The 15,338-nt window shown below is 69.8% G+C and carries 14 protein-coding genes; 7 read left to right on the top strand and 7 right to left on the bottom strand.

Going from position 1 to position 15,338, the window contains the following annotated elements; genetic code table 11:
• The 3 genes from gap to C516_RS0104560 form a co-directional block, all read left to right on the top strand.
• Positions 1–934 (top strand): type I glyceraldehyde-3-phosphate dehydrogenase (gene gap / locus C516_RS0104575; RefSeq protein ID WP_018717189.1); only part of this gene is annotated, 934 nt, incomplete at its 5' end.
• A 100-nt stretch (positions 935–1,034) separates the two neighbouring features.
• Positions 1,035–2,486 (top strand): pyruvate kinase, encoded by a 1,452-nt coding sequence (pyk, locus tag C516_RS0104565; protein WP_018717187.1) that lies wholly within the window; start codon positions 1,035–1,037, stop codon positions 2,484–2,486.
• A 68-nt stretch (positions 2,487–2,554) separates the two neighbouring features.
• Positions 2,555–3,550 carry a GlxA family transcriptional regulator gene (locus C516_RS0104560; RefSeq protein ID WP_018717186.1) on the top strand — a complete coding sequence of 332 codons (996 nt, stop codon included), beginning with the start codon at positions 2,555–2,557 and terminating at the stop codon, positions 3,548–3,550.
• Here C516_RS0104560 and C516_RS0104555 read toward each other — a convergent pair.
• Genes C516_RS0104555 through C516_RS0104545 form a run of 3 tightly spaced genes read right to left on the bottom strand, consistent with a single transcriptional unit; the run spans position 3,525 to position 5,875 of the window.
• Positions 3,525–4,025, bottom strand: a complete 501-nt coding sequence (locus C516_RS0104555) for a thioesterase family protein (RefSeq protein ID WP_018717185.1) — start codon at positions 4,023–4,025, stop codon at positions 3,525–3,527. The two genes, C516_RS0104560 and C516_RS0104555, sit on opposite strands and share 26 nt — an antisense overlap.
• A complete protein-coding gene (locus C516_RS0104550; protein WP_018717184.1) occupies positions 4,009–4,986 on the bottom strand; it encodes an L-carnitine dehydrogenase in 978 nt (325 codons plus the stop codon). The genes C516_RS0104555 and C516_RS0104550 overlap by 17 nt, the downstream gene beginning before the upstream one ends.
• A 4-nt stretch (positions 4,987–4,990) precedes the next feature.
• A complete protein-coding gene (locus C516_RS0104545; RefSeq protein WP_018717183.1) occupies positions 4,991–5,875 on the bottom strand; it encodes a beta-keto acid cleavage family enzyme in 885 nt (294 codons plus the stop codon).
• Positions 5,876–6,215: 340 nt separating this feature from the next.
• Here C516_RS0104545 and C516_RS0104540 point away from each other — a divergent pair, with 340 nt between their 5' ends.
• The gene (locus C516_RS0104540; protein WP_018717182.1) at positions 6,216–7,460 is read left to right on the top strand and encodes a TauD/TfdA family dioxygenase; all 1,245 of its coding nucleotides are present in this window, start codon (positions 6,216–6,218) and stop codon (positions 7,458–7,460) included.
• Between the two features lie 91 nt (positions 7,461–7,551).
• The gene (locus C516_RS0104535; RefSeq protein ID WP_018717181.1) at positions 7,552–8,979 is read left to right on the top strand and encodes a hypothetical protein; all 1,428 of its coding nucleotides are present in this window, start codon (positions 7,552–7,554) and stop codon (positions 8,977–8,979) included.
• 168 nt (positions 8,980–9,147) lie between these two features.
• On the opposite strand, the gene C516_RS21605 is transcribed toward C516_RS0104535, so the two are convergent.
• Positions 9,148–9,510: a carboxymuconolactone decarboxylase family protein gene (locus tag C516_RS21605; RefSeq protein WP_084594076.1), complete on the bottom strand. Its 363-nt coding sequence runs from the start codon at positions 9,508–9,510 to the stop codon at positions 9,148–9,150.
• 144 nt (positions 9,511–9,654) lie between these two features.
• On the opposite strand from C516_RS21605, the gene C516_RS0104525 reads away from it, so the two are divergent.
• Positions 9,655–9,972: a hypothetical protein gene (locus tag C516_RS0104525; protein ID WP_156831116.1), complete on the top strand. Its 318-nt coding sequence runs from the start codon at positions 9,655–9,657 to the stop codon at positions 9,970–9,972.
• 106 nt (positions 9,973–10,078) lie between these two features.
• Here C516_RS0104525 and C516_RS18560 read toward each other — a convergent pair whose 3' ends face one another.
• Together C516_RS18560 and C516_RS0104515 are read right to left on the bottom strand one after the other, a co-directional pair.
• Entirely contained in the window at positions 10,079–10,837 is a 759-nt protein-coding gene (locus C516_RS18560; protein ID WP_018717178.1) for a Crp/Fnr family transcriptional regulator, read from the bottom strand.
• A 98-nt stretch (positions 10,838–10,935) separates the two neighbouring features.
• Positions 10,936–12,159 carry a S1C family serine protease gene (locus C516_RS0104515; RefSeq protein WP_018717177.1) on the bottom strand — a complete coding sequence of 408 codons (1,224 nt, stop codon included), beginning with the start codon at positions 12,157–12,159 and terminating at the stop codon, positions 10,936–10,938.
• Between the two features lie 191 nt (positions 12,160–12,350).
• Here C516_RS0104515 and C516_RS18555 point away from each other — a divergent pair, with 191 nt between their 5' ends.
• Positions 12,351–13,385: a S1C family serine protease gene (locus C516_RS18555; protein WP_018717176.1), complete on the top strand. Its 1,035-nt coding sequence runs from the start codon at positions 12,351–12,353 to the stop codon at positions 13,383–13,385.
• A gap of 6 nt (positions 13,386–13,391) precedes the next feature.
• Here the strand turns inward: C516_RS18555 and ftsH are convergent, their stop codons facing one another.
• Entirely contained in the window at positions 13,392–15,236 is a 1,845-nt protein-coding gene (gene ftsH / locus C516_RS18550) for an ATP-dependent zinc metalloprotease FtsH (protein ID WP_018717175.1), read from the bottom strand.
• Positions 15,237–15,338: the final 102 nt, after the last annotated feature.

Here is a 15,338-nt window from a genome sequence, read left to right as displayed (position 1 = left end):
CGAGCTCCGCGTGGTGGCGGTCAACGACCTTGGCGACGTGGAGACGAACGCCCATCTCACGCGCCACGACACCACGCACGGCCGCTTCCCCGGCGAGGTGGCGGTGAGCGAGGGGGCGCTGGAGGTGAACGGCGATCGCATCGAGATGCTCAGCGAGCGCGACCCGGCGAAACTGCCCTGGGGCGAGCTTGGTGTGGACGTGGTGCTGGAGTGCACGGGGCTGTTCGCGAGCGGCGAGAAGGCGTCCGCGCACCTGGCGGCCGGCGCGCGCAAGGTGGTGATCTCGGCGCCGGCGGGCAGCGACGTGGACGCCACGGTGGTCTACGGGGTCAACCACAGCGACCTGCGCGAGGACCACGCGATTGTCTCCAACGCCTCGTGCACCACCAACTGCCTGGCGCCGGTGGTGAAGGTGTTGAACGATCGTATCGGCATCGAGCACGGGCTGATGACCACGGTGCACGCCTACACCAACGACCAGGTGCTCACCGACGTCTACCACAAGGACCCGCGGCGGGCGCGCAGCGCGACGTCCTCGCAGATCCCGACCAAGACGGGGGCGGCGGCGATGATCGGGCAGGTGATCCCGTCGCTGGCGGGGCGGCTGGACGGCTATGCGATCCGGGTGCCGACGATCAACGTCTCGATGGTGGACCTGACCTGCGTGCTCTCGCGCGAGAGCAGTGTCGAGGCGGTGAACGCGCTGATGCGCGAGGCGGCCGAGGGCGATCTCGCGGGGGTTGTGGGGTATAACGAGGCGCCGCTGGTGTCGGTGGACTTCAACCACGACGCGCGCTCGTCGGTGTTCGACGCCACGCTCACGAAGGTCACGGGCGGGACGCTGCTGAAGGCGTGCGCATGGTACGACAACGAGTGGGGCTTCTCCTCGCGGATGCTCGACACCACCGTCGCGCTCATGAACGCCGGGCGGTGACGGGACACGAGGCGATGCCTGCGGTCTTCCTCCATGACGGCGTCCGGTGCACCTCCGGTGCGCTCGACAGGATCGCCGCGTTGATGCAGGCTCGGTAGCCATGACAAAAAAACAGGTACGCCAGACGAAGATCGTTGCCACCCTGGGGCCCGCCACGGCCGGCGAGGCCGCGATGAGGGGGATCGTCGACGCCGGTGTGGACGTTGTCCGTCTCAACCTCTCCCACGGCAGCGCCGACGACCATTCCACCAACGCCGCCACCCTGCGCGCCGCTGCCCGTGAGGCCGGACGCGTCGTCGGCGTGCTCTGCGACCTCCAGGGGCCGAAGATCCGCGTGGAGGCGTTCCGGGACGGGCCGGTGGCACTGGAGAGCGGTGACGCCTTCTTCCTGGACCCGACGCTGGGTGCCGAAGACGGCACCGCGGAAGGCGTCGGCGTGGGCTACGCCGGGCTGCCGGACGACGTGGCCGCCGGCGACATCCTGCTCCTCGCCGACGGGCTGATCCGCCTGAGGGTGACGGGTATCGAGGGCCGGCGAATCCACACCCGCGTGGAAGTGGGCGGTACGCTCTCGGCGCGCAAGGGCATCAACCGCCTGGGTGGCGGCCTGTCCGTGCGCGCGCTCACCGACAAGGACCGCCGCGACATCGAGCTCGCCGCGCGGCTGGATGCGGATTACCTGGCGGTCTCGTTCCCGCGGGACGGCCACGATATCGACGAGGCGCGCGAGCTGCTGCGGCGCGCCGGCGGCGAGGCGGGTATCGTCGCCAAGATCGAGCGCCGCGAGGCGCTGGAGTCGCTGGAATCGATCATGGACAGTGCGGACGCGGTGATGATCGCCCGCGGTGACCTGGCGGTGGAGATCGGACACGCCGAGCTGCCCGGGGTGCAGAAGCGGATCATGCGGCTGGCGCGGCGCCGCGAGTGCGTGGTGATCACGGCGACGCAGATGATGCAGTCCATGGTCGACAGCCCGGTGCCAACGCGCGCGGAGGTGCTCGACGTGGCGAACGCCGTGATCGACGGCACGGACGCGGTGATGCTCTCCGACGAGACAGCGGTGGGGCACTACCCGGTGGAGACGGTGACGGCGATGTCCGAGGTGTGCGTGGGTGCCGAGCACTCCTCGGACGACGGTCCGCTGGACCCGGACGCGCACGCGCTGAGCACGCCGTGCCGGCGCATCGACGAGACCATCGCGAAGACGGCGATCGACGCGGCGAACCGGCTGGACGTGGGGGCGATCGCGGCGATGACGGAGTCGGGGGCGACGGTGATGTGGATGTCACGGCTGAGCACGCGTATCCCCATATTCGCGCTCTCCGAACACGAGCGCACACGCGGGCGGGTGACGCTCTACCGCGGTGTGCACCCGGTGAGCTTCGACCCGACGGTGCCGGGCCGGGACGTGCTGGACGGCGAGGCGGTCGGTCAGCTACTGGAGATCGGCGCCGTGACCGAGGGCGAGCTGGTGATCATCACCAAGGGCGATCGCGCCGGTGAACGGGGTGGCACGAACACCCTCAAGATCGTGCCTGCCGCGCGGCGCTGAGCGGGTCTCACCGTGTCTGGCGAGGCGACAGCGCCGTTGACCCGCAGGGGCTACGCCGGGGAGGGGCGATGACCGCCGGGCCCCGGCGCCTCGGCTTTCTGCTGCTCCCGGAATTCTCGATGATGGCCTTCGTCGCCGCCGTCGAGCCCTTCCGCATCGCCAACCGCTGCGCCGGCGAGCCGCTCTACGAGTGGTCGCTGTACTCCGTCGACGGCATGCCCGTGGCGGCAAGCAACGGCATGACCCTGCTCACCGACGCGTCCATTGGCGAGGACGCCAGCGAGCCGACCGTGTTCGTGTGCAGCGGTTTCAACCACGAGCGCCACACCTCGGCGGCGGTCCTGCAGTGGCTGAAATGGCTGGCCGGGCAGGGCGGGACCCTCGGCGGCGTGGATACGGGCGCATTCGTACTCGCCCGTGCCGGGCTGCTGGAGGGGCGCCGGGTGACCCTTCACTGGGAGAGCATCCCCGCATTCGAGGAGCTGTTCCCGGGCATCGAGACCACCACCGCGCTGTACGAGATCGACGGCCGCCGGGTCACCTGTTCCGGGGGGACCGCGACCATGGACCTCGCGCTGCGCTTCATCGCCGCCGATCACGGGCCGGGGCTGGCGATGGCCGTCTCGGAGCAGCTCATCTACCAGCGCATCCGCGAGCGCTCCGATCACCAGCGCATGAGCGTCGCCGCACGGCTGGGCGTGCACAACCCGATCCTGGTCAACGCGATCGAGTACATGAGCGTGAACGTGGCCCAGCCCGTTGCCGTGGCGGACATTGCGGCCCACTGCTGCATCTCCCAGCGACAGCTGGAGCGGCTGTTCGCCGAGCGGCTCGGGACCAGCCCGGTGGGGTACTACCTGCAGCTGCGCCTGGCGCACGCCCGCCAGCTCCTGCAGGAGACGGACCGCAGCGTGCTCGAGGTGGCACTGGCCTGCGGTTTCGGCTCCACGGCGAGCTTCTCCCGGGCCTACCGCCGTCGCTTCGGGGCGCCCCCGAGCCGGGACCGCAGTGGCCTGGCGGCGCCGGTCGGGGGTGCGGTCAACGACGACGGATCCGCGTCGTGAGCGGACCGTAGTCGTGCCCGGCGGGCAGGGCATGGCCCTGCCACAACCGGTCCACGTTTGCGGCCACCGGGGCGGGAAAGGGCGCCGGTCGTGCGCTCCCCGTGTCGATGCCCATGAGCATCTGTTCGCCCGTGGCGAGCACGGTGCCGTCGGCGGCATCGCACAGCCGCATCAGCACCTGCAACCGTTTGGCGTCGTGGTCCGCCAGCCAGGCCTCGACGCGCAGGCCATCGCCTTCGTGGGCCTCCTGCCGGTAGCGGATGTGGCTCTCCAGGGTGTAGATCGTGTAGCCTGCGGCGGACCGGAAGGCGGCGTCCATGCCGAGCCACTCCATCAGCGCGTCCGTGGCCTGGCTGAACACGCCGGCGTAGGCGACATCGTTCATGTGGCCGTTGTAATCCACCCAGGCCGGCGCGACGGCGGTCTCCAGGACGGTCAGCGCCGCGCCGGCGGGCGCCTCAGATCCTGCCTTCAATGCCCTCGGCCTCCGGCCAGTACTCGCTCACCAGGTCGATGAGGCGGGAGAGGAACTCGTCGCGCCGCGAGGCCAGCTCGGCGACGGAACGCCCGGCGGCCTGATGCTCGCAGCCCTCGACCACGCGTTCGATGAGCGAGTCGGTGAGCTCGGGGGCCTCCAGCCGGGTCCACGGCAGCTTAAGGGCCGGACCGAACTGGTGGAGCATGTGGCGCATGCCCGCGTCGCCGCCGGCGAGGTGGAATGTGAGGAAGGTACCCATCAGCGACCAGCGCAGGCCCGCGCCGTAGACCACCGCGGCGTCCACCTCCTCGGTGGTCGCCACGCCGTCGTTGACCAGATGCAGCGCCTCGCGCCACAGCGCCTCCATGAGGCGGTCGGCGACGTGGCCCTCGATCTCGCGACGTACCACCAGCGGCCGCATCCCGGCGGCGCGGTAGACGGCGGTGGCGCGCTCCACTGCGGCGGGGTCGGTGCGCTCGCCACCCACCAGCTCCACCAGCGGCAGCAGGTATACCGGGTTGAAGGGGTGTGCGACCAGCACGCGCTGCGGGTGGACGCAGTCCGCCTGCAGGGTGCTCGGCTTCAGCCCGGAGGTGCTGGAGGCGATCAGCGCGTTCGGCTCCGCGGCCGCGTCGATGCGGGCGAGAAGCTCCCGCTTGAGGGCCTCGCGCTCCGGGGCGTTCTCCTGGATGAGCCCCGCGCCGGCGACGGCCGCCTCCAGATCGGTGGTGAAGTGCAGCCGCTCGCGGCTCGCGCCGGGGGCGAGGCCGCGCCCGGCCAGCGTGGCCCAGGCGGTGTCGACGGCGGCGTTGAGCCGTGCCTCGGCGTCCGGGTCCGGGTCGGTCACCGTGACGTCCAGGCCGTTGGCGAGAAAGCGGGCGGCCCAGCCGGCGCCGATGACGCCGGCGCCGACGATGGCCACCCGGTCGATGGCGGGAGTCTGTGCAGTGTCCGTCATTGCCTCACTCATGGGGGTTGCGAAGGCCGAGCATGCGGCGGGCGTCCATCGGTGTGACCGCCCGGGCGCCCAGGCGCGTGATGATGCCGGCGGCGCGCTCGACGAGCTGGGCGTTGCTGGCGAATACGCCCTTGTCGAGGTAGAGATTGTCTTCCAGGCCGACACGCACGTGTCCGCCCAGGAGCACGGACTGCGCGGCCATGGGCATCTGCATCCGGCCGATCCCGAACGCCGTCCAGCTCGCGTTGGCCGGGAGCTTGTTGCGCATCGCCAGCATGGTCTCCGGGTCCGCCTCGGCGCCCCAGGGAATGCCCAGGCAGAGCTGGAACAGGGGATCGCCGTCGATGAGCCCCTCGGAGACGAGCTGCCGGGCGAAGCGGACCTGGCCCAGGTCGAAGCACTCCAGCTCCGGCTTCACGCCGCTCGCCTGGATGAGTCCCGCCTGCTCGCGAAGCCAGGGTGCGGTACTCAGGTATACGGCGTCCCCGGCGTTGTACGTGCCGCAGTCCAGCGTGCAGATCTCCGGGCGCAGCTCGGCGACCGGGGCGTGCCGCTCCGCCGGGGTCTGCAGGCTGGTGCCGGGCCCGCCGCGGCTCGGGTCCTCCGCGCTGGGGACCCAGTCGCCGCCGCCACCGGCGGTGATGTTGAGGACCACGTCCGTGTCGGCGGCGCGGACCCGCTCGACCACCTCCCGGTAGAGGGCCGGGTCGTGGCTGGGGGCGCCCGTGTCCGGGTCACGCACGTGGATGTGGGCGATGGCGGCGCCGGCGCGGGCCGCCTCGACGGCGGCCTTGGCGATCGCGGCCGGGGTGACCGGCACCCCGGGGTGTTTGCCCGGGGTGTCACCGGCACCGGTGACGGCGCAACTGATGATCACATCGCGGTTCATGACTACTCCTGTGTGGTCTACGCATCGCGGACCGCCTTGGCGGGGCGGGCCGTCACGGCCATCACGGCGCCACGCCGGATGACGACGGGGCCGCGCCGGCCCCGGTTCGCTCGTGAACGACGGCATGCCGGTGTCCGCTGACACAATAGTGTCCGTGGCCGCTGTGCGGGGATGTTGATTGTATTCGCCGTGTTTTTGTATTGAGCCGTCAATGCGGCGGGGTATACCGGAATGCACGGCGACGGCGAATGGCGCAAATTTCCCGGCGAATCAAGGCAAACTGTGTATGAATCCCGCGGGCATCCTGTTCGCTGGACACGTTGATACAGGAGCATCACCGATGACGGATGCGCTGGCGAAGACGAGCCTGCCGCCGACGCCGGATTACGACGCCTGGCCGGTGGAGGTCGCCCTCCACTCGGTGGATCACGACGACCGCGTCCTGACCCTGCGCTGGACAGACGGCCGGGTGAGCCGCTACCACAGCGTGTGGCTGCGCGAGAACGCCGCGGACGAGAGCACCGTCAACCCGGACACCCGCGAGCGCATCCTGGATCTCTCGGGCCTGGGCGCATGGCCGACCGTCGAGGCCGCCGGCCTGGACGACGCCGGCGCGCTGTGGGTGACGTTCCGCCCCGAAGGCCGGACCCTGCGTTTCCATCCCGGCTGGCTCCGTGCCAACGACTACTCCAACGCCGGCGACCCCGAGGCGCCGCTGGTGCCGGTCACGACCTGGACGGGCCGCGAACGGACCGCCCCGGTGACCCTGGACGCGGGCGACTGGCTGGGCCAGGCGGAGGACAGCGCCGAGGCGGAGGGCCTGCTCGGCCGCGCGCTCGAGGTGCTGCTCGGCGACGGCGTCGTCCGCCTGCGCCGGCTGCCGGCCGAGCCGGATACGGTCCGGCGGGTCGCCGCGCGCATCGGACCGCTGCGGCCGACGAACTTCGGTGAGATCTTCAACGTGCGCGCCAAGCCGGAGCCGGACAGCAACGCCTACACGTCCATTGCCCTGCCGCTGCACGTCGATCTGCCCACCCGGGAGTACCAGCCGGGACTGCAGATGCTGCACTGCCTGGAGAACACTGCCGTTGGCGGCCAGGCGGTGATGGTGGACGGCTTCGCGGTCGCCGAGCGCCTGCGCGAGACCGAGCCGGCGGCCTACGAGACCCTGACCCGCGTGTCCTGGTGCTTTGCGAACACCGCCCGGACCACAGATTACGTCTGGCACAGTCCGGTGATCCGCGTCGACGCGCGGGGCAGGCTGCAGGAGGTGCGCATTGCCGACTTTCTCCGTGGTCCGCTGATGACGGCGTTCGAGGAGGTGGAGCCTGCCTACGAGGCGCTGATGGCGTTGCAGCGACTGCTGCGCGAACCGGACCTGGCCATGCGCTTCGACTATGAGCCCGGGGACCTGGTGATCTTCGACAACCGCCGGCTGCTCCACGCCCGCGACGCCTTCGAGGGCGGCTCCGGTGCACGCTGGCTGCAGGGCGCCTACCAGGAGCGCGACGAGGTGCGCTCGCGGCTGCGCATGGTCTGGCGTGCCGAGCGCTGGCAGCGGATCGATTCGGGGTCCGGGGGCTGATGCCGCCACCGCCAGTGTAACGGGACTGGAACACCGTTCTGCCATGGTCACCGGTGCCTTTGCACCATGGCGTACACAGGAGCAGAACGGAATGAAAACGGCAATCCGCAACGGCGGCGCGCTGGCGGCAGCGCTGGTGCTCGCCGGCGCCATCCTCTCCCCCGCGACGGCGGCGGCCGACGGGACCGCCCTCGTGACCAACGGCAACGACTCCGGCAAGGGCTCGCTGCGCGACGCCCTCGAGCGTCAGCAGGCGAGCCACGTGTTCATCGCGCCGTCGGTGACCACCGTCACTATCGAGAGCCCGCTCACCTACTCGGCACGCGCGGCGCTGACCCTCGAGGGCAGCGGGCAGACGGTGCGCACCGGGCGCAACGTCACCCTGCTCGCGGTGACCGAGGGCGCCGATCTCACCGTCTCCGACCTCGCGTTCGAGGGCCGCGGGGACTACAGCATCGAGAACCGCGGCGACATCGACGGCGAGGCCGGCAAGGGCATCTTCGTCGACGTGCGCGACGATCAGACCGGCATGGTCAGCGTCGAGCTGGACCGGGTCTCCGTGGCCGGTGTCGCGGGGCACGGGGTGCACATATCCGACTGCAGCCTCGCCGACGACTGCGGCGCCGGCAGCGGGGGCGGCGGCCAGGGCTCGGACGCCTCGGTCTCCCTCACGCTCAACGGCGTGCGCGTCGACCATGTGGGCTACGGCGGCTTCGACGCCGACGGCGTGCGCGTGGACGACCGCGGTCCAGGCGGCATCTACCTGTTCGTCGACGATTCCTCGTTCACCAATATCGGTGCCGACGGGCTCGAGCTCGATGAGGGCGACAGCGGCGATGTCTATGCCGAGGTCAACGCCAGCGAGTTCCGTGACAACGGCGGCTACTGCGACCCTGGGCTGCTGGCCGGTCACCTGCCGGAGCCGGCGGAGCGCGAGTTCAACGAGGCCGACGGCGCGACCGTCGGGGACGACGTCCCACCCGTCGTGACCGGCACGCTGGACGACAGCTGCTTCGAGCGCGAGGTCTCGACATACGCGTCCGGCAGCGTCGCGGCCTACGAGTTCGGGATCGACCTGGACGACGGCATCGACTTCGACGAGGCCGGCGAGGGTTCGCTGACGGCGACCATGAACGGCTCGATCGTGCGCGGCAACCTCGACGAGGGCGTGGACTTCGACGAGGGCGGCGACGGCGACGCCCGGGTGCGTTTCATCGCGACCGACGCCAGCGGCAATCACGACGACGGCTTCAAGCTCTCCGAGGAGGACGCCGGCGGCGTGACCGGGATGCTGGATCGCGTGAGGGCCGTGGGCAACGGCGGCAACGGCATCGTCCTGGAGGAAGAGAGCGCGGGCAGCCTGTTCGCCACCGTCTCGCACGCCACCACCGCCGGCAACGACGACGGCGAGGACACCGGCATCGAGGCCGTCCAGGAGGACGACGGCGCCGGCAGCCTGCGCGTGCGCCGCTCGACCATCGCCGAGGGCATCACCCGCGAGGGGGTCGAGGCGGACTGACCCGTCGGGACGGCCCGGGGGCCGTGCGCGGGCAGGGCTGGCGGCACGTCCGTCTCCGGGTTGCGGGCCCGGCCGACGGTCTTATCTGCAGCGGGGTCGCCGTCCGGCGGCCCCGTCTTCTTCCGTGTTCCGTTTGTGGACGCCGGCTCAGCCTCCGGTGGACCGACACTACGCCATCGCCTCCATCATGGGCACGCGGGTCGCGTAGAGCATCGCCGGTCCGCCCCCCATGAGGTCCGCAACGCTCAGGGCCTCCGCGAGCCCCTCCGGCGACGCCCCGGCCTTCACCGAATCGTGGGTGTGGAACGAGATCCAGCCGTCGCTGGCCGGGATGGCCAGCGCGATGAGTCCTTGTGCCTGGCGCTGAGCGCACCGTCGTAGCCGCCGGCGGCGTGCAGGGCATTGAACGTCTCCATGGTCGCCGGCTGCGTCCCCCTGAAACGGCCCATACAGGATTGGATCCGCTCCAGCTGCTCCGGATAAGGCGCTGCGGTCAGGTCCCGTCTGCCGCCCCCGGGATCCGGGCTGCATCTCGCGGGGGGACTTTAACGGGTTTCAGGACGGTGTATCCGTCCGATTAACCTGGGCTAATGCCAAGTCCGCGGAAGAGGCATAGCGTTGTTCTGCCAACCGTGGGTTGGATGTTTGTCCGTGATAGTCGTGAGGTTCGACATCATGAAGAGTCGTTACGCAATCGCCCTGACCCTCGCTGCCGTGACCACGGTGACCATGATGAGTGGCGTCGCGCTTGCCGGGGAATCCATGGGCTGTGCCGATGATCTGAAGATGCTCAACAAGCGCCTGGATGTCATGCCGGAGGGGATGCACAGGAACGCTGTCCAGAGTCACTACGACGCGGCACAAAAGGCGATGGAGGCGAATGAGGAGAAGACCTGCCGGGACGAAGTAGCCAAGGCACGCCAGTCGCTTATGCGTGAGACGGGCGAGGGCTCTCACAAGGGCGGCGGGTCCGGAATGGACGACGAGTCGTAAACAGGCACCGTCGGTTACCGCGGCTGTGCGACGCCTCCGGTCTCCGGCGCTCGCGTGATCCGGCGCCGCCCGGGGGCGGCGCTGGCGCCGTGCGTCCCCGGGAAGGTCAGGGACCCGGCAGAGTGGAGTGCCGGGGTCGACCCGGATACGGTTCAGGCGTGTCCTGGCGGCTGGACAGCGCCAGACGGCGGGCCCGGGCGGGATCGTCGAACACGACGTGGCCGGCGCGAAACCGGAGCACACCGTCCTCGCGTAGCCGCCGCAGCACGCGGTTCAGGTGGATGGCGCTCAATCCCAGGGCGTCGGCCAGGAGGATCTGCGATATCGGACACGCATAGCCGTTTCCCACGGCCATTCCTGCGCGTTGCAGCCGTTCTCCCAGCTCCAGCAGCATGTGGACGGTGCGGGCCACGGCGCTGCGGCGCCCCAGGTCCACCATGCGTTCTTGCGCGGCGACCGCCTCGCGCGACAATGCCCGCAGTACCGGGGCGGCGAGGCCCGGGTCGTGAGTCAGAGCGGCGCGGAGCTGGTACGCCGGAAGACTGTTCGCCACGATCGGCGTCGCGGCCTTGCACCCGGCGCTGGAGCGGCCGAGCAGCGCGTCGGCAAGGCCCGGCATATCCCCGGGAATGTGGAACGCGAGTACCTGGCGGGTGCCGTCGGCCAGCAGCCTGTAGGAGAACGCCCAGCCGCTGACGAGGGCGTAGGCGTGGGGTGCCGGATCGCCCTCCCGGATGACCTCCTGGTCCGGCTGGAACTGCCGTCGTCGGAACGCCGGAAGCAACGCAAATGCTGCGAGGTCGTTGTCTCCCGTCGCGTCGTCCCCGGTGGGGGACCGCGTCGCGGAGGCACGAATATCGGTCATGGCGATGTCTCCCTCCGCCCGGGCAATGCCGTCGATCCTCCCGTGCCGTTCCGGGGGGGCCGGCCGCGATACCGGCCGGGCGCCTCAGCCCCGGCGCCTCAGTCGTCCGCAGGGACAAGGATGTCCGGCCGCACGGTAGCCTGGCGTCGCTGTCCGTCCCGCAGGTAGACCAGCCGCACGGTCTGGTCCTTCTTTGTCGCGAGGACCACGTCCTGGAGATCACCGCCGCTGGCGATACGGGTGCCGTCCGCCTCGATGACGATGTCGCCACCCGCCGGCCACTGTTGTCCCGAGGCGGTCAGCGTGTATTCGGCACCATGCAGACCGGCACTCTCCGCCGGGCCGTTTTCGGCGACGGAGACGATCATCACCCCGTTTTCCGGCAGTTTTAGCAGCGTTCGAACTTCCGCGGGATAGGCGGCCATATCCAGGACCTGGACCCCGAGCTGTGCCTTTGCGAGGTAGCCGCCGGCCTGCAGGTCGGCGAGGCGGATCTTCAGGAGGTTGCTCGGGATCGCGAGGCCGACGCCGACGAAGGTCCCATTGGGCGCGAGAATGGCGTCGTTGACGCCAATCAGCCTGCCCGAAGAGTCAAGCAGTGGCCCGCCGGAGTTGCCGGGATTCACTGCGGCGTCAGTCTGCACGAAGTCGATCGGAATACCGCTGCCGGCGCTCGGCGCGCGACGGTTCACCGCGGAGACGATGCCACTGGTCACCGTGGACTGGAGGCCGAAGGGGTTGCCGATCGCGATGGCCTTCTGGCCCACCTCGACGGTGTCAGAGTCGCCGACAGGTATCGCGATGGCGTTCGCCGGACGGCTCTCGGGGTCCTGCAGACGCAATAGCGCGAGGTCGTAGGACTGGTCGGCGCCAAGCACCGTCACGGGCCGGTCCAGTTCGTCACCGGGAAAGCGCACCGTTATTGTCGCGCCTTGTCTGAGCGTGACCTTCCCCGGCTCCAGGGCCTCGCTCACGACGTGGAAATTCGTCACCAGCAGGCCCTCATCGGTCGCGACGAACCCGCTCCCCGCTGCCCGCTCGGTGTAGGTTCCGGGTTCGTCCGTCCCGCCGGGCACGCCGAAACGCGGGAAGAAGGGCCGCAGCTCCGGTGGCACGTTCTGCAGAGGATCCACCGGTTGGCCTTCGATCGTGACCGTCACCGCCACCACGCTCGGACCGAACCGGCGCACTATATCGATCGTGTTCTGCTCGTCGAGTGCGTGTTCCGCCGAGGCGGGTACCGCGAGTACGAGGAGGGCGGCGCTCCCGACGGACAGGATCCAGTGATGCGCGCGGGCCGAAGGCCAGAGTGACACTGTCATCGCGCATCCTCCTGCTTGGGGCGGTGGCAACACGCCGTCGAGCTCTGCCCCGGCATCTGCATCGAATATCGGAGACCGGGGGGACGGGGCGATTGACGGCGGTCAACGCGAACGTCGCCGGGCCGACGAGTGGCGCAGCGCATGCCGCATCCCGCCCCCATGTATTACCCGTTCCGTCCCGGAGGTTCTCCATGCCCGACCGTTGGCCGGTCCCTGTAAACGACGCCCCGCGGTGCAGTCGCGGCGGCGGTGAGGACGTCGGGTGCCGCGCCGATGCGGTGTTGCTCGACGCATACTCCCGTGCCGTCACCGCGGTCGTGGACGCGGTCGCACCGGCGGTGGTGAGCCTTGCCGTAACGGGCGGGCGTGATGGCGGCGCGGTGTCCGGCAGTGGCTCCGGCGTGGTGCTGACACCCGATGGGCACGTTCTCACCAACAGTCATGTGGTGACCGGTGCCAGGGCGGTGGAAGTGCGTATGAATGATGGCGCCACGCGAACGGGGGATGTCATCGGGAACGACCCGTCCACGGACCTGGCGGTGGTATGGACCCGTGGCGGACGGATGCCCTGTCTGGCGCTGGAGGAGACACCGCCGCTAAAGCCCGGCCAGCTCGCCATCGCCATCGGCAACCCCTACGGTTATGACGCCAGCGTCTCCACCGGTGTGATCAGCGCCCTCGGCCGGGTCCTGCGCGGCGTGGACGGGCGGCTTATCGACAACGTCATACAGCACACGGCGCCGCTGAATCCGGGCAACTCCGGCGGGGCACTGCTCGACAGTCACGGCCGGCTGATAGGCATCAATACGGCGATCGTCGCACCGGCGCAGGCCATCGGTTTCGCCATTCCCGCCACGACGGCCCGGGTCGTCCTCGCCCAGATCCTGGCGTTCGGGCGCGTGCGCCGTGCCCACCTCGGTATTGCCGGGCGTGTCCGTCGGCTGGACCGGCGCCTGGTACGTACGCTGGGGCTTCCCGCGGATTCGGCGGTCGAGGTGGCGGAAGTGACCGCCGGCGGGCCGGCAGCGGGAGCAGGGCTGCGTACGGGTGACTATATTCTCGCCGCCGACGGGACCGCCACCCCCGGGATGGACGCGCTCTTCCGGGTGCTGAGCGGCGCGGTGCCCGACGGCATCCTGCAACTGGACATCCTGCGACGAACCACGCGGCTGACGATCTCCCTGGCGCTGCGGGAGGCGCCGGGCGTCGCCGGGGCGGCGTCCTGAAGGTATTCACCGGGGTGTCGCGGTGCCCGAGGCCGGTGTCTGCGCCGTAGCGGAGCCCTGGAGTGGCGGGAATTCGTCCGCTGTCAGGGTTTCCCGTTCCAGCAGCAGCGCCGCACCCCGTTCCAGCTCCTGGCGCCGGCGGGTGAGTATGTCCGTCGCCCGTTCGAACGCCTCGTCCACCAGTGCGCGTACCTCGGTGTCGATCACGTGCGCGCTCGCCTCGCTGTACTCCGGCGCCGGGGAGCCGGTGCCCGCGTCGCCGAGAAAGCTCGTCCGGCGGGGTTCGTAGACCATCTGACCCGCTTTCGTGGACATCCCGTAGCGGGTGACCATGTTGCGGGCGATATCCGTCGCCTTGTCCAGATCGTCGGAGGCGCCGGTGGATATCTCCCCGAACACGAGCGCCTCGCACGCGCGGCCACCGAGCAGCACTGCCATCTTGTCGCGCAGTTCCGTGCGCGTCATGAGGAAGCGGTCCTCGGTGGGGCGCTGGATGGTGTAGCCGAGCGCCCCGATGCCGCGGGGAATGATCGAGACCTTGTGCACCGGGTCCATGCCCGGCAGCGATGCGGCGACCAGCGCGTGGCCCATTTCGTGGTAGGCGACGACCCGTCGTTCGAGGGCATTGAGCAGCCGGCTGCGCTTCTCCAGTCCGGCCACGATGCGCTCGACACCGTTACTGAAGTCGTCGCCGGTCACCGCGTCGCCGCCCCGGCGTGTGGCCAGGATGGCCGCTTCGTTCACCAGGTTGGCGAGGTCGGCGCCGGTGAAACCGGGGGTCAATGCGGCAACGTCCTCCAGACGCACGTTTTCCGCCAACCGGATCCTCGCTGCGTGTACCCTGAGGATGGCGAGGCGGCCGGTTCGATCGGGGCGGTCGACCAGGACCTGCCGGTCGAAGCGTCCGGCGCGCAGGAGTGCGGGATCCAGGATCTCCGGGCGGTTGGTCGCGGCGAGCAGTACGATGCCCTGGCTCGGATCGAAGCCGTCCAGCTCGGTGAGAAGCTGATTGAGGGTCTGCTCCTTCTCGTCGTGCCCGCCAACGGGGGAAAGCCCCCGGGCCCGGCCGAGCGCATCCAGCTCGTCGATGAAGATGATGCACGGCGCCGTCTTGCGGGCCTGCTCGAAGAGGTCGCGTACCCGCGCGGCACCCACGCCCACGAACATCTCCACGAACTCGGAGCCCGATATGGAGTAGAACGGCACCCCGGCCTCGCCGGCCACCGCCCGTGCCAGTAGCGTCTTGCCGGTGCCCGGCGGCCCCACGAGCAGAACGCCTTTGGGGACGTGGGCGCCGAGCCGTCCGTAGGACGCGGGATCGCTCAGGAAGTTGACCACCTCCGCGAGCTCCGCCTTGGCCTCGTCGACACCGGCCACGTCGGCGAAAGTCACACGGGTATCCGTCTCGACGTAGATTTTGGCCCGGGATCTGCCGACGGATGTCAGACCGCCAAGGCCCTGCTTTTCGGCCATGCGCCGGATGAAAAACATCCAGATCGCGACGAATACAAGTGCCGGAACGACCCAGGAGAGCAGGTCCCGCAGGAAGGTGCTCTCAACCACCCCGCTGAAGCTGACCCCGTAGCGCTGCAACTGCGCCGCCATGGCCGGCTCCACGCGGGTGGTTGCGACGAATGTGTGCCCGTCAGGTGTCGGGCTCTTCAAACGGCCTTCCAGGTAGTCCTGGTGCACCCTCACTTCGCTTATGCGGCCGTCCTTGAGGAGCGTTTCGAATTCGCTGTAGGGGACGGTTTCCACCAGGCGATAGGCATTCCACCAGCTCTGGAACGCGAGCAGCAGAAACACCGCGATCGCCACGTAGACAGCATTGATCCGGGCCTTCCTGTCCATGTCGCTCGCCCTGCCCTAACGACTCCTAAGGCTAGCTTAGTCTCCCGGGAGGGGCGTGTAACACGAGCGCCGGCGCGGGCGGGGTTTCCGGCAATAGCCACG

This window comes from Arhodomonas aquaeolei DSM 8974 (genome assembly GCF_000374645.1).
GTDB lineage: Bacteria > Pseudomonadota > Gammaproteobacteria > Nitrococcales > Nitrococcaceae > Arhodomonas > Arhodomonas aquaeolei.
This window is presented reverse-complemented; position numbering and strand designations above follow the sequence as displayed.

Coding starts and splice junctions, on each gene's coding strand:
- pyk (WP_018717187.1), top strand. CDS start 1,035: ATGACAAAAAAACAGGTACGCCAGACGAAGATCGTTGCCACCCTGGGG.
- C516_RS0104560 (WP_018717186.1), top strand. CDS start 2,555: ATGACCGCCGGGCCCCGGCGCCTCGGCTTTCTGCTGCTCCCGGAATTC.
- C516_RS0104550 (WP_018717184.1), bottom strand. CDS start 4,986: ATGACGGACACTGCACAGACTCCCGCCATCGACCGGGTGGCCATCGTC.
- C516_RS0104545 (WP_018717183.1), bottom strand. CDS start 5,875: ATGAACCGCGATGTGATCATCAGTTGCGCCGTCACCGGTGCCGGTGAC.
- C516_RS0104540 (WP_018717182.1), top strand. CDS start 6,216: ATGACGGATGCGCTGGCGAAGACGAGCCTGCCGCCGACGCCGGATTAC.
- C516_RS0104535 (WP_018717181.1), top strand. CDS start 7,552: ATGAAAACGGCAATCCGCAACGGCGGCGCGCTGGCGGCAGCGCTGGTG.
- C516_RS21605 (WP_084594076.1), bottom strand. CDS start 9,510: ATGCAGCCCGGATCCCGGGGGCGGCAGACGGGACCTGACCGCAGCGCC.
- C516_RS0104525 (WP_156831116.1), top strand. CDS start 9,655: ATGAAGAGTCGTTACGCAATCGCCCTGACCCTCGCTGCCGTGACCACG.
- C516_RS18560 (WP_018717178.1), bottom strand. CDS start 10,837: ATGACCGATATTCGTGCCTCCGCGACGCGGTCCCCCACCGGGGACGAC.
- C516_RS0104515 (WP_018717177.1), bottom strand. CDS start 12,159: ATGACAGTGTCACTCTGGCCTTCGGCCCGCGCGCATCACTGGATCCTG.
- C516_RS18555 (WP_018717176.1), top strand. CDS start 12,351: ATGCCCGACCGTTGGCCGGTCCCTGTAAACGACGCCCCGCGGTGCAGT.
- ftsH (WP_018717175.1), bottom strand. CDS start 15,236: ATGGACAGGAAGGCCCGGATCAATGCTGTCTACGTGGCGATCGCGGTG.